Source organism: Salinisphaera sp. Q1T1-3 (assembly GCF_003602005.1).
Taxonomy (GTDB): domain Bacteria; phylum Pseudomonadota; class Gammaproteobacteria; order Nevskiales; family Salinisphaeraceae; genus Salinisphaera.
This window is the reverse complement of the sequence record NZ_QZWD01000004.1, coordinates 138,093-152,088: the sequence shown is the minus strand read 5'-3', so window position 1 is coordinate 152,088 and position 13,996 is coordinate 138,093. Positions and strand designations below refer to the sequence as shown.

The 13,996-nt window shown below is 67.4% G+C and carries 11 protein-coding genes and 1 pseudogene; 8 read left to right on the top strand and 4 right to left on the bottom strand.

Annotation, left to right across the window (positions count from 1 at the left end):
• Positions 1–20: 20 nt before the first annotated feature.
• On the bottom strand, positions 21–596 hold the full coding sequence (locus tag D3260_RS05815) for a DUF2452 domain-containing protein (protein WP_120097721.1): 576 nt from the start codon (positions 594–596) through the stop codon (positions 21–23).
• Between the two features lie 193 nt (positions 597–789).
• Here D3260_RS05815 and sthA point away from each other — a divergent pair.
• Positions 790–2,178, top strand: a pseudogene (gene sthA / locus D3260_RS05810) (Si-specific NAD(P)(+) transhydrogenase); the annotation flags it as partial.
• Between the two features lie 300 nt (positions 2,179–2,478).
• Positions 2,479–3,411: a VOC family protein gene (locus D3260_RS05805; protein WP_120097632.1), complete on the top strand. Its 933-nt coding sequence runs from the start codon at positions 2,479–2,481 to the stop codon at positions 3,409–3,411.
• A 7-nt stretch (positions 3,412–3,418) separates the two neighbouring features.
• On the opposite strand, the gene D3260_RS05800 is transcribed toward D3260_RS05805, so the two are convergent.
• Together D3260_RS05800 and D3260_RS05795 are read right to left on the bottom strand one after the other, a co-directional pair.
• Entirely contained in the window at positions 3,419–4,204 is a 786-nt protein-coding gene (locus D3260_RS05800) for a hypothetical protein (protein ID WP_147418111.1), read from the bottom strand.
• A gap of 84 nt (positions 4,205–4,288) precedes the next feature.
• The gene (locus D3260_RS05795; RefSeq protein ID WP_120097630.1) at positions 4,289–5,719 is read right to left on the bottom strand and encodes an MATE family efflux transporter; all 1,431 of its coding nucleotides are present in this window, start codon (positions 5,717–5,719) and stop codon (positions 4,289–4,291) included.
• A 145-nt stretch (positions 5,720–5,864) separates the two neighbouring features.
• Here D3260_RS05795 and D3260_RS05790 point away from each other — a divergent pair, with 145 nt between their 5' ends.
• The 4 genes from D3260_RS05790 to nadA all read left to right on the top strand — a co-directional run bounded on the left by D3260_RS05790 (position 5,865) and on the right by nadA (position 11,004).
• Entirely contained in the window at positions 5,865–7,388 is a 1,524-nt protein-coding gene (locus D3260_RS05790; protein WP_120097629.1) for a hypothetical protein, read from the top strand.
• Between the two features lie 197 nt (positions 7,389–7,585).
• Entirely contained in the window at positions 7,586–9,115 is a 1,530-nt protein-coding gene (locus D3260_RS05785; protein ID WP_158583412.1) for an L-aspartate oxidase, read from the top strand.
• A gap of 44 nt (positions 9,116–9,159) precedes the next feature.
• Positions 9,160–10,020, top strand: coding sequence for a carboxylating nicotinate-nucleotide diphosphorylase (nadC, locus tag D3260_RS05780; protein ID WP_199671371.1), 861 nt, complete (start codon positions 9,160–9,162; stop codon positions 10,018–10,020).
• A 15-nt stretch (positions 10,021–10,035) separates the two neighbouring features.
• Positions 10,036–11,004, top strand: a complete 969-nt coding sequence (nadA, locus tag D3260_RS05775) for a quinolinate synthase NadA (RefSeq protein WP_255415808.1) — start codon at positions 10,036–10,038, stop codon at positions 11,002–11,004.
• 84 nt (positions 11,005–11,088) lie between these two features.
• Here nadA and D3260_RS05770 read toward each other — a convergent pair whose 3' ends face one another.
• Entirely contained in the window at positions 11,089–11,454 is a 366-nt protein-coding gene (locus D3260_RS05770; protein WP_158583411.1) for a hypothetical protein, read from the bottom strand.
• Positions 11,455–11,903: 449 nt separating this feature from the next.
• Between D3260_RS05770 and D3260_RS05765 the strand changes: the two genes are divergently transcribed.
• Both D3260_RS05765 and D3260_RS05760 read left to right on the top strand, forming a co-directional pair.
• The gene (locus D3260_RS05765; RefSeq protein ID WP_120097625.1) at positions 11,904–12,560 is read left to right on the top strand and encodes a response regulator; all 657 of its coding nucleotides are present in this window, start codon (positions 11,904–11,906) and stop codon (positions 12,558–12,560) included.
• Positions 12,557–13,936 carry a HAMP domain-containing sensor histidine kinase gene (locus tag D3260_RS05760; protein ID WP_120097624.1) on the top strand — a complete coding sequence of 460 codons (1,380 nt, stop codon included), beginning with the start codon at positions 12,557–12,559 and terminating at the stop codon, positions 13,934–13,936. Before D3260_RS05765 ends, D3260_RS05760 begins: the two co-directional genes overlap by 4 nt.
• Positions 13,937–13,996 lie beyond the last annotated feature (60 nt).

Here is a 13,996-nt window from a genome sequence, read left to right as displayed (position 1 = left end):
TCGGCGTGAGACGGCCCCGCTCAGTCGGGCGCCGACGGGTCGTTGCACAGCAGCCCGCGGGCCTCGTCGTAGGATAGTCCGCTGATGCCGGACGCACTCATCGAGCGCGACAACGAATGCGCGACGCCGAAGGCCGAGGCGCGACGATAGAACGAAAATCGCGATTCGTAGACCGGCAGCACATCGTCGACGGTCTCGGCTTCGCCGAGCCGTTTTTCGAAAGCGGCGCGCTTGTCCGACAGCCACTGCATGAAGGCCGGGTCATCCGCGACCGCATCGGCCAGCGTGAGCGTCCACGTCAGATCGGCCTGCAGCACCGCGGTGCCGATAAAGCGCCCGCCGACTGCCTCGCTCATCATCGCCGGGGACGTGATGCCCATCCAGAAGCGCTCGCCGTCGCGATAGATATAATAGGGCTTGCCGGGCACCGGCTTGAAGTTGAACTCCGACTCCAGCACGAAGAGTGAGGTGAACAGCTCGGTCGTGACCTGGTCGATCTGTTTGGCCGGTACCGGGACGGGCGTGGCGCGGGCGTCGTTGAGCACGGACAGGACCGGCGTCTGGCCCTTGCCGTCGGGGTTCGGATTATCCGCCATGGCGTGATTCGTGCTGATTGGATTGCCGTGGCCACAGGGTAGGGCTTGTCGCGATCGCATACGAGCCCGCCCGGTCGGCGCGTGCTGCACGTGGCCGTCGCAACCGGCCCGGCCGACGGCGCGTATGCCGGATACGTGACGGACACGCCCGACGTGACAGAATGCGATCACGAACTTTGTTGGGAAATGCTTCATGACCGAGATGCGATACGATCTGGTCGTCATCGGCACCGGGCCGTCGGGCGAGAGCGCGGCGCTCAATGCCGCCAAGCACGGCCGCCGCGTGGCCGTGGTCGAGCGTCAGGCCGATGTGGGCGGCAACTGCACCCATCGCGGCACCATCCCGTCCAAGGCGCTGCGTCAGGCCGTCAAGCAACTGCTGGCGGTGCAATCCTCGCGCGTGCTCCACGACCTGGGCACGCCCGACGCGCCGTTGACCTGGCTGCTCGAGCGCCTGCATCGGGTCGTGGGCCAGCAGGTTCACATGCGGACCAGTTTCTATGCCCGCAACGGCATCGATGTGTTGACCGGCCACGCCCGCTTCATCGACGAGCATCGGCTGAGTGTCACGCACGACAATGGCACCACGGACACCATCAGCTTCGAGCAGGCGGTGATCGCGACCGGATCGCGGCCGTACGAGCCGCCGGACGTGGATTTCTCGCATCCGCGGGTGTTCAACTCCGATACCATCCTCGAACCCGGCTTCACGCCGCGTTCGATGATCATTTACGGGGCCGGGGTGATCGGCAGCGAGTACGCCTCGATCTTTTCCGGCATCGGCGTGCGTGTTCAGCTCATCAACAGCCGCGAGCGACTGCTCGAGTTTCTGGACGACGAGATCAGCGATGCGCTGTCCTATCACCTGCGCCTGACCTACGGCGTGCTGATCCGTCACAACGAGGAATACGAGCGTATCGCGCCGGACGACGACGGGGTGACGCTGTATCTGAAATCCGGGAAGAAAGTGCGCGCGGACGCGCTGCTCTGGGCCAACGGACGTACCGGCAACACCGACGACATGGGCCTGGACGTGCTCGGCCTGGAGCCCAACGGCCGTGGCCAGCTGGCCGTCGACGACCGGTATCGCACCGCCAAACCGCATATTCACGCCGTGGGCGATGCCATCGGCATTCCGAGTCTGGCGAGTGCGGCCTATGGCCAGGGGCGCTCGGCCAGTGCCGATGCACTGTCCGTCAACGGCTTCCGCTGGGTCGACGATGTGCCCACGGGCATCTACACCATTCCCGAGATCAGCTCGCTGGGCCCGACCGAGCGCGAGCTCACTGAGGCCAAGCGGCCTTACGAAGTCGGCCAGGCCCTGTTCAAGGAAACCGCCCGGGCCCAGATCACCGGCGACACGGTGGGCATGCTCAAGCTGCTGTTCGACCCGGTCACCCACGAGCTGCTGGGTATCCACTGTTTCGGCGATCAGGCCTCGGAGATCGTGCATATCGGCCAGGCGATCATGAGCCAGACAGGCACAGCCAATACCATCGATTATTTCGTGAGTACCACGTTCAACTATCCGACGATGGCCGAGGCTTATCGCACGGCCGCTCTGGACGGACTCAATCGCATCGATGGGGTGTTCGACGGCGATATCCGAACCGAGGATGCGGCCAGTCCCGCGCTCGAGACGCCGCATCATCCCGACGACAACGAAGCGGGTGAGGCCACCGGCACCGACGGATGAGGCGGTCGTGAGTGTCTCGTCGTCCCGCGCTCGGTCCGATGGCGCTGATCGCGACCCGGCGGGCCGGCGGCTGGGGCGCCGAGCCGGCCCGCGACTGAACGCCGAGAGAATCGGCATTGATCACGGCACGGCTGGACGCGATATGCTGATCCGTCCCATTTGCGGTCATCAAAGGCGTCTTTCGTCATGACACAGCCCACGCCCGGCCTGCATCACGTCACCGTCATCAGCGGCGAGCCGCGGATCAATCGTCGTTTCTATACCGAGACACTGGGTCTGCGCCTGGTCAAGAAGACCGTGAACTTCGACGATCCCGGCACCTATCATCTGTATTACGGGGATCGCCACGGACAGCCGGGAACGGCGCTGACGTTCTTCCCGTTCCCGCAGGCGGCTGCCGGTCGCGATGGGGTCGGCCAGGCTCGGCGACTCGCCTGGCGCGTCTCGGCCGAAGCCCTGGGTTTCTGGCATCAGCGACTGCGCGAGGCCGGACTCGACGTCACGAAGACGAGCCGTTTCGGCGAGCCGCGTCTGCATGCGGTCGACCCGGACGGTTTCGCCTTTGCGCTGGCTGGCGTGGCCGGCGGTTTCGATCCGGCGCCCGCCACGGCCACCGATGTGCCCGCGCATGCGCTTCTCGGCGCATTCGACGGCATCGATGTGGCCAGCGCCGATCCGGTTGCCACGGCGCGTGTGCTCACCGATGTGCTGGGGTATCGCAGCCGTCGCAGCGATGACGGGATCGCCCGCTTCGAGGCGTTGCGCAGCCACGGGCCGCGCTCGCGCGTGGACTTGCACGAGAACGCGGACGGGCCGGCCGCCGACAGCGGCCGGGGCTCGGTCCATCACATCGCCTTCCGGGCCGCCGATACCGAGCACCAGAACGCCCTGGCTGATGCCGCAGCTCAGGCCGGCCTGGCGCCCACGCCGGTCATCGATCGGCAGTACTTCGAATCGGTCTATTTCCGTGAGCCGGGCGGCGTGCTGTTCGAGATCGCCACCGACGCGCCGGGCTTTGCCGTCGATGAGCCGGTCGAGTCGCTGGGCGAGGCACTGTGCCTGCCGCCGCAGTACGAGCCGCGACGCGCGGCGATCGAGGCTGAGCTGCCCGCGCTCTGAGACCTGCTCAGCGCGGCGCCAATTGCTGCAGACCCGGCGCCAGCAGGCCGGTTGCACAGTATCGGTACAGCGTCGTCGACGCGCCGACCGGCGTAACGGCGACATGTGTCGAATCCGGCGTGCTGACGGTGACATTGAAGCCGTTGGCCGTTCCGGAGGCCGGCATGCAGCTGTCGGCCAGGCCGAATACCATGCCCTGCTGCGATACCACGCGGCTCTGGCAGGTCGGCTGTGCCGGATCGGACAAATGCCGGCCGTCGAAGAACAGCACATCGGCCGGCGCCGCCTCGCCACATTCCTGGCGGACGTTGACGAACGCGCCGTGCTGCAGGGCCAGCGCATCGGCCGTGTCGGCACGACGACAATAGCCGGTGTGGCCGGGCACGGTGATCAGACACTGCGACAGCGATTGCAGTGCCGGCATGGCCGTCTCCGCGCCCGTGCCGGGCCGCAGGGACATTTTCTGCCCGCCGCCTTCGTAGAACAGACGGCCGCCGCTGGCCGTGGCGTTGTGGGTGACGCGCACGCCCTGATCATTGCGAAAGACCAGCTGATACCCGCTGCCGTCGCCCGGCAGGGAATGTATATCCAGCCGGCGCGCGCCGGTGCCCTGCCAGCGACCGATCCAGGCGCCCGGATCGGCCGCCGTGGTCGTGGCGCCGGCCGCCGAGCGCGCCGGTGTACCGGCCGGGCCGGGGGCGCTGGCACAGCCGGCGAGGAGCGCGCTGATCCCGAGCGCGCTCCATGCGAGACGTCTCGACAGGCAGGTCAAAGTCTGGACGGGCAAGGGCATGGCGCGATCGAAGCGACGGAAGCAGACGCCCAATCTACCAGTGCGCTACGCAGCGCGGTGCCCGTGGCGAATGGACGGTGCCGCTCAGACCTGAATCGCCCGGACGCGCGGGCCGCGTGTGACCGCGCGCAGTCGCCAGGCCAGAAGCACCGCGGCGGCCGACAGGCCGGCGATCAGGCCGATCCAGTAGCCGTACACGCCAAGGCCGGGCCCGCTGGTGCCCAGGCCTCGGCCGAGCACATGGCCGGTGCCCAGTCCGACGACCCAATAGGCAAAGACCGTCACCCACATGACGGTGCGGGTGTCCTTGTAGCCGCGTAGCGCGCCCGACAGGGTGACCTGGGCCGCATCGGAGAACTGGAACACGGTGGCCACAAGCAACAGATTGATTGCCAGGCGCTGGACCGCGAGATTGTCCGAATACCAGCCCACGGCATACGGCCCGCCGAAGACCAGGATCGCATCGATCACGAGGGCCAGCGCCAGACCCACGGCGAGGCCGTTATAAGCCACGAAGCGGGCATGGCGATACTTGCCGCGCCCGCGGGCCTGCCCGACGCGGACCGTCAGCGCCAATCCCAGCGACAACGGGATCATGAACAGCACCGACGAGAAATTCAGGGCCACGGTATGGGCCGAGACCACGACCTCGCCGTAGCGGGCGAGCAGTAGGGTGATCGCCGTGAAAAGCGAGACCTCGGCGAAGATCGACACGCCGATCGGCAGGCCGATGCGCAACTGCTCGCCGATCATCCGTGCCGAGGGGGCCGAGAAAGGCCGGCCGATACGCGCCAGGCCGTAGGCGCGCGCGCGGCGGGAATAGAGGAACAGGCCGACGAGCATGCTCCACATCGAGATCGCCGTGGCCAGACCGCAGCCGGTGGCGCCGAGCGCGGGCAGCCGCGCGAGCGCGGCCGGCAGATGCGGGCCGAAGATCACCGCCAGTCCATCGCCGCCGAAGATGAGCACGGTGTTGGCCACGGCGTTGACGGCCAGTCCGAGCAGCGCGAACAGCAGCGAGGCACGCGTATGGCCGAGGCCGTCGGAATAGAAGCGCAGGGTCTCGTAGCCGGCAATGGCCGGCAGGCCGAAGGCCACGGCCTGGAGATAGCGCGCGGCCAGCGCGGCGACATCAGCGGGCACGTCCAGATGGCCGAGCAGCGCATCGGCCAGCCGGTACAGGCCGACGGCCAGGATCAAACCGAGTCCGAAAGCAACCCACAGCGCCTGATGCAGGGCCGGACGGATGGCCCGGTAGTCGCGTGCGCCGACGGCCTGCGCCACGATCGGAGTCAGCCCCATCAACGTCCCGATGATGAAGATCAGGGCCGGCAGCCAGATACTGGAGCCCACGGAAACCGCCGCCAATGTCGCGGCATTCACGTGCCCGGACATGGCGATGTCCAGTGTCCCCATGCCGATCTGGGCCAGCTGTGCCCCGAGGATGGGGGCCGCCAGATGGGCCAGGCGTCGTGCCTCGATACGGGATAACCGAAGACGGCGGGCGACAGACATGACAACAGGACCACGATATCGGCGCCGTAGTCTGGCCCAGCGCGACCGCTTCGTCGAGACGCGGGCGCCGCACGCGGTGATCGGGTAAAGTCGCGGTACCGGGCAGAACGGCTCACGGGAAGACGGTTTGGCGTCATCGTCGACAATGCGGATCGCAGCACTCGCGCTGCTATGGGCAGCGACGGGCGGTCTCGCGCACGCGGCGCCGTCGGATGGTTGCGCCCCGGCGCTCGTGGTTGATCAATGGCAGCCTTTCGTCGAACTGGCCGGCGGCCCTCCGGCCGATGCCGCACTGCGCCGCCTGGATTCGCTGGTGGCCCTCGAACGCCTGATCGCCGCGCACAGCGCGCCCGATGCGAAGGCGGCGGCGCTGCGATCCCGGCTCTGGCAGGGACTGCGCGACTACGATCTGTCGGCCTTCTACAAGGCGCTGCCGGAAACCGACGGGCCCTGGCGTGCCGCGACCTTCGCCAGCCACGCCACCGACAACGCCTACGTGATCTCGGTGGCCGACGCGCGCACCACATCGCTTGCCGACACCGGCGATTCCCGGACCCGCATCGCCGCGCGCCCGGCCGGCGATGCCGATGCAGGTGACGGGTTCACGCTGTCCGGCGCACTGGATGCCAACATCGGCCCGATCGGCTGGCCGGGTGTCGCCCAGGCGTTTGCCAAAGGGCTGTTGCGCACGGCCGCACCGGCGACCGTCAGCGCACCGGGCGACACCCAGCAGGCCGCACATGCTGCCTTCAGCACGCTCGACAAGGCCGACCGGCCATTGATGGCCCAGCTCTGGTACGGGCTGCCGGCCACCTGGCAATGGTTTGCCGGCATCGGACGGATCGAGTCGCTGACCGACGGCGACACAAGCCCGCCCGGTCTGCATCATCTGCACTACGACGCGGCGTTTTCCAAGGCCGGGCTGCGCGCGCATTATCCGGCGGTTGCGGATTATCTCGACCGGATCGGCGATCTGATGACCGCGCAGCTGACCGTGCGGAGCGCGGCCGGCCAGTGGCTGCGTTACACGGTGGACAGCGGGGCCCGGCGCATCACGCTGGATGCCTGGATCGATGCCGACGGTCATCTCGTGCCGAGTGTGAACGGCCAGCCGGTGGCTGCCGCCGCCCTCGGCGCCGATCCGCGCAGCGGTCGGTTCGAGACACGGCTCGATACCGCGATGCATGCCTACGGGCTGACCGTGCACATGAACGATCTCGTCACCCACTGGCGATTTTCGCGCGATGCCAATGGCGCCCGGTTCGTCGGTCGGATCACTGATGTACCCCAGACCCGGGTCAGCGGCCGTGCATTCGGCATCATCCCGGCGGGCATGCTCGATGCGATCATGCCCGCCGACATGGCCAGCTTCGCCAATCGGTTCATGGCGCGGCTCGTGGCCAGCGACGGCGGCCAGGGGGCCCGTGTGGCACTCTCGGTCACCGATCGCGACGATGGCAATCGGCTGCAGGCCAGCGGACAGGGCGATTTTCTGGACAATCTCTTTGTGCGATTCGGCGTGCGCATGATGAACGGGCGCGTTCTGCCCGATGCCGACCAGCTGGCCGGCCTGCGTCGTCTGCTCGGTGATGGTCTGGCCGCGTTCGCGGCCGATCGGGATCGGCGGGCCGGCATCGGGGCCGCCGATGCGACCTGTCGCGTGCGCTGATGTGTCGGCGGATAACGATAGTGGCCGACGACCGCTGGCGCCCTGGCCGGGCGTGACCGTCACGGTGTGTCGGCGACGGTTCGAATCGATGTGAGACCATCGCCAACGCCGGCCGTGACATGGTCGGCTTGGCCGCTCGGCACGGCACTCGATTTCTTGCGACGCCGGTCGCCGCTCCGATCTGTAAAGAAGACACGATGCAACGTATCGACGACAACGATCTGCTGGTCATCGGCAGCGGCGCGGCCGGCCTGTTCGCGGCCTGGCGTGCGGCGCGCGCCGGATTGCGTGTGGTCCTGGTCACCGAGGGCGTACTGCGTTCCGGTTCGAGTTACTGGGCCCAGGGCGGGATCGCAGCCGTCACGACGCCGGATGACGACATCGACTCCCATATCGCCGACACGCTGGCCGCCGGCCGTGGTCGGTGCGATGCCGAACGCGTCGCGATTCTGGCACGTGAGGGGGCGACCCACGTCGCCGAACTGATCGAAGCCGGCATGCCCTTTGATCGCGATGCAGACGGACAGCCGCGGCGCGGACTGGAGGGCGGGCACTCGCGACATCGCGTGTTACACGCCGACGGCGCGGCGACCGGGCGGGCGCTGAGCGAGTTTCTGGTCGCCCGGCTGGCCGGGTATCCCCGGCTTCGGGTCATCGAGCACGGCTTCGTGCACCGGTTGATCCACAGTGTCGACGACAGCCGTGTCGTCGGCGCACAGGTTCATTGTCACGATGCTGGCGATATGACCGTCGCGGCCTCGGCCACGCTCATCGCCACGGGTGGCTATGCCGGATTGTTCTCGCGCAGCACCAACCCGCCCGGAGCGACAGGCGCGGGGCTGACGCTCGCGGCGGCGGCCGGTGCGCGGCTAACCGGGCTGGAATTCGTCCAGTTTCATCCAACCGCGTTCTACAGTCCGGACGGGACGACGTTCCTTTTGACCGAAGCCCTGCGCGGTGCCGGTGCCACGCTGGTCGATGCGCAGGGAACGCGGTTTCTGGCGGACGCGCCGGGGGCAGAGCTGGCGCCGCGCGATGCCGTGGCGGCGGCCATCCATCAACGCTGTGCGATCGATGGTCGGCCGTGGGTCGGCCTGGATCTGCGGCATCTGGATCGTGCCATGCTGGCGGCCGGATTCGGCGGCCTGCTGGCACGCGTGGCCGCGGCCGGTATCGACATCGCGCGCGAACCGATCCCGGTCGCCCCGGCCGCGCACTATTGCATCGGCGGCATCGCCACGGACGAAGACGGCGCGACCGGCATCCGCGGTCTCTATGCGGCCGGCGAAGCCGCCTGTACAGGCGTTCACGGTGCCAATCGACTGGCCAGCAATTCATTGCTGGAGTGTCTGGTCTTTGCGGCTCGGGCGGTTTCTCACGCGGCCGAGCGGCTGGGCGGCGCGATCGCGCCGCCCGAAGTCGGCGCCGGAATGCGTCGGTGCGTGTCGCGCGAGTCGACGGCCCGCGCACGTCGGGCGGCGCGCGGCGCGCTTTTGATGCGCGACGTCGGCTTGGAACGTGACGCCGACGGGCTGCAGCGCGCACAGGCCGAGCTGGCAGCCGGCGCGGTCGGCTGGGCCGATGACGGCGCGGCCGAGGCCGAATATTTCGACTGGCATGATCGGGGCAGCGCGGCGCTGGCCGGGTGCATCGTCCGGGCGGCCCTGGCCCGTACTGAAAGTATTGGCGTGCATGTCCGGCGCGATGCGCTGGCAGCGACCTTCTGACCGGTGCATAGTATCCGGCCGTTTCGTCGCTTTCCGGATTCTTCTTGAAGCAGGTCGCCGTGATCGATCAACGCAAGACAACGCTCGATGATGCCCGTATCGCGGCCTGGTTGGCCGAGGACGTCGGTCCCGGTGATATCACGACCGATGCCGTCATCGGGGCGGATCGGGGCGTGGCGGCGCGCTGGATCGCGAAGGCCGAGGGCGTGGTTGCGGGCCTGGCCGAAGCCCGGGCGGTCCTGGCGTATCTCGATCCCGATCTGGACTGGCAGCCGTGCGTGGCCGACGGCCAGCATGTCGCGGCCGGCGACGAACTCGTGGCGTTTTCGGGCGCCGCCCGAGCCGTGCTCACCGGTGAACGCCTGGCCTTGAACATCGCCCAGCGGATGTCGGGCATCGCGACCGCCACGCGCGGCTATGTCGATGCCATTGCCGATTTTCCTGCACGCATTCTGGATACGCGCAAGACCGTCCCGGGCCTGCGTGATCTCGACAAGGCCGCGGTCGCCATCGGTGGGGGCACCAATCATCGCTTCGGGCTCCACGATCTGGCGATGATCAAGGACAACCACATCGCCGCGGCCGGCGGTATCGCGCCGGCGGTGGCGGCCGTGCGAAATCAGTCGCCCGAGATCGGCGTCGAGGTCGAGGTCACTTCGATGGCCGAACTCGAGTCGGCCCTGGCGGCTGACTGCGACTTCATCATGCTGGATAACATGACACCCGAGGCGATGCAGGAGGCCGTGCGTCACACCGCCGGTCGGGCCCGGCTCGAGGCTTCCGGCAATGTCTCGATGGCCACGATCACCGAAATCGCGGCCACGGGGGTGGATTTCATTTCGATCGGGGCGCTGACCCATTCGGTCATCGCCTTCGACATCAGCCAGCGCGTCGATCGTCTCTAGGGACATCGGGCGACGATGCGCTCAGCGAGGGCAGAGACGATGCAGGCACAAGACGCGCTCGTCGACGAGATTCGTCGGCTCAAGGCGACCAAGAACGCGGTCATCCTGGCGCACAACTACGAGCGCCCGGAAATTCAGGACATCGCCGATTATCTCGGCGACTCGCTCGGCCTGTCGCGCCAGGCCGCAACGACCGAGGCCGACGTGATCGTGTTCTGTGGCGTGCATTTCATGGCCGAGACGGCCTCGATCATCGCCCAGGACAAGACCGTGCTGATCCCTGATCTGGAGGCTGGCTGTTCGCTGGCCGAGTCCATCACCCACGCCCAGCTCGTGGCCTGGAAGGCCGAGCATCCGGGGGCCACGGTCGTTTCCTACGTGAACACCTCGGCCGCCATCAAGGCCGAGTCGGACTATTGCGTGACATCCTCCAACGCGGTGGATGTCGTCAACGCGATCCCGGCCGACGAGAAGATCCTGTTCCTGCCCGACCGGTTCCTGGGGACCTATGTGGAAATGAAGACCGGGCGCAAGCTGGAGATCTGGCCGGGCGCCTGTCACGTGCACGAGAAGATCGGCGACATGAACCTCGCGGCCAAGCAGCGCGAGTATCCGGATGCCGAAGTCCTCATTCATCCGGAATGTGGTTGCTCGACCGCCTGCATGATGAATTCGGCGATGAGCTTCGACTGCAAGGATGCCCGGATCCACTCGACCAGCGGCATGCTGACACGGGCACAGGCCTCCGAGGCCCAGGAGTTCGTGGTGGCCACCGAGACCGGCATCCTGCATCGCATGCGCAAGGAGAATCCGGGCAAGACCTTCCACCCGGCCAGCGAAGCCTCGGTCTGTGAATACATGAAGATGACCACGCTGACCAAGCTGCGCGACGCGCTGGCGCACGACCAGTACGAAGTCCGCGTCGATCCGGCCATGGCCGAGGCGGCCCGGCGGCCGATCGATCGCATGCTCGCCATCGGCTGAGCCGAGACGGGCGCGGGCACAAAAAAACGCCGGCATCGTCTTGAGGCCGGCGTCTCGGGTCAATCGAGCTTCAACCCACGGGGGTCAGTCCCACAGGCCGGCATCGTCGAAATCGTGCCATTCGCCGTTTTCCCAGTAGCCGTCATCGTTGGCATCGTAGGTCGCATACAGGCCGTCGTAGACTTCGTAGGAGTCCAGATAGCCGTCGTTGTTGTAGTCCCAGTAGGTATAGCTGCCCTCGAACGGCCCGGCGTCGAATTCGCTGGCCTCGATCAGGCCGTCGCCGTTGGTATCCCAATCCTTGTATGTGCCCCAGTCGGCAACCGTCCCGAAGTATTCGTCCTTGGTGACCTTGCCGTCATTGTTGCTGTCCATGTCGGCGAACGCGGCACTGAAGGCGGTGGTCGCCGTGAAAGCCAGGGCCCCGGCGATGGCGAGTTTCTTGATCATGGTCGTTGCTCCGAGTCGTGTATTCGAAAGCGGACGAGAACCTCGCCCGACACGAACGACCGTGGGCATCTTTTCTTAACCGAATCTTAGGACCTGTTGAGGTTTCGTGCGAGTCTTGATCGTGGCACGCCGCGATCAAGACTCGCGCACTGCAGGACACACTGCGGTCTCTCGACGAAAGGCGCTCGAACGAAACATCAACAGGCCGTAGGGCGTGTCGTCACAAGATAGATAACCCGAAGGGCCAGCGGCCGAGACCGGTCGTCTCGACACTTGCGCGCTCGGCATCGGGTGTGCACCTTGATTCGCTCGTTGGCGGGCATGGCTCGCCTGCCGGATCATCGGTCGGGCAGACGGGGCGCGGTTTGGCGGCGTGCACGGTCCGCGGCGATGTTGACGCCGGCCGACAGGCACATGCTCGATTGAGGTTGGGGCGGCCCGGGAACGCAATGCGGATATTGCTGATCGAGGATGACGACACACTCGGTGAAGGGTTGACCGAGACGCTCGGTCTGGATGGTCACCGCGTGGACTGGCTCGACCACGGCACGAGCGCGGCGCACGCCTTCGATGCCGATGTCTTCGATGCTGCGATCCTCGATCTGGCGCTGCCGGGGCTGGACGGCGAACAGGTGCTCTCGCACTGGCGCCGCGCCGGCGTGACGACGCCGGTGCTGGTACTTACGGCCCACGAAACCAGCCGCGACTGCGTAGCCCTGCTCGATGCCGGGGCCGATGATTACGTGGTCAAACCGGCACGTGTGACCGAGATCGAGGCCCGGCTTCGTGCCCTGGTCCGACGCGGCGTCGGGCGGATCGACGAGACGCTGTCCTGCGGCGCGCTGACGCTGTCGGTGGCCCGCCGCGCGGCCTGGCAGGGCACCCAGCGCCTGACGCTTTCGGCCTACGAGTTCGTGGTCCTGCAGGCGCTGGTCGAGCATGCCGGCGATCCGGTCACGCGTGAACGTCTTGAGGCACTGCTTTACGGCTGGTCCGACGGGCCCGAAAGCAACAGTCTCGAAGTATTGATCCATCGATTGCGCCAGAAACTCGGCGCCGCCAGCATCACGACCGTGCGCAACGTCGGTTACCGGATCGCGACATGATACGCGGCGCGCCCAGCCTGCACGGCCGCGTGGCGCTCGTGTTGAGCGCGATGCTGCTCGTGGTCTGGGCCAGTCTCTGGTTCGGCGCCCGGCATGAAGCCGGGGATGCGGCCAAGGCCGATATCGATGCCCGACTGCAGCGGGTTGCCATGACCGTCGCCCGTGCCAGTCACGGTCTGCTGGATCGCGTCGATCGGCAGGCAAGCCCGGTCATCGCCCCCATCGAGCCGCCTGCGACGGCCCTGGCCTCGGCTGATCGGGCACCGGCATTCGCGCTGCGCGATAGCCAGGGCCATGTCTTGGTCCAGAGTGCGGATTTCCCGGACGGGCTGCCCGCGGCCGGGTCGGGCTATGGCGATCGCCGTTTCGACGGACAGCACTGGCGCGTGCTTTCGCGACCGGCGATGCCGGATCGGGACATCATCGTTCAGGTGGCGCTGCGTGCGACGGTCACGGCCGCGCGAGCCGAACAGATCGGCGGGCGTCTCGAGCGCGGGCTGCTCTGGCTGTTGCCGGTGATCGCGCTGCTCGGGCTGGTGTCGCTCTGGCACGGTCTGGCACCGCTGCGGCGATTACGCCGCGCGTTGGCCGATATCGATCCCGAGCAGCCATCGCCGACCGGCTGGGCCGATGTGCGACTGCCCCGCGAGCTGGCCGGGCTGGCGACGGTCGTGGATCGTCTGATGGCACGCCTGGCCCGGGTGCAGGCGCGACAGCGTCTTTTCGCGGCCAGTGCCGGGCATGAATTGCGTACGCCGCTGGCCGGGTGTCGTGCCCAGGTCGAAGCCGCGCGTCGCACGCGCGATGGACAGCGGCGGGGCCGGGCGCTGGATCGTATCGATGAACGCATCGACCACATGGATCATCTGGCCGCGCAGCTGCAGAATCTGGCCCGTGCCGCCGAGCAGGGCGTGACGACATCGCGGCTGACGCTGGCGCCGCTCATCCGTGAAACGGTCGCCGCTCGGTATGCGGCCGCAGATTCAGCGCAACAAAATCTGTTCGTCGAGTCGCTCGACGAGCATGCCGTGATCCGCGGCGACTCGAGTCTGACGCAGAGCCTGATCGACAATCTATTGCGCAACGCGCTGGCCGCGACACCCGCCGGCGGCGAGGTTCGGCTCTGTGCCTATCAAAGCGACGGCGTCGTGGTTCTGGAGATCACCGACGGGGGCCCGGGTATCGCCGGTGACCCGGCGCGTTTGTTTTCGCCATTCGCGCGCGGTGATGCAGGCCGGATCTCGTCGACGACCGCGGGGGCCGGACTCGGCCTGGCGATCGTGGGCGCGGTCGCCGAAGCCCAGGCGGCCGAGGTCCGTTTCGACCAGACGCATGCACAGGGGCACACGGTGATCGTGCGCTGGCCTGCGGGCTGAATCGGTTTGTTCATCGTCGCCGAGCCAACCGGGCGGACGGCGGCTCGATCAGGCCGGGGT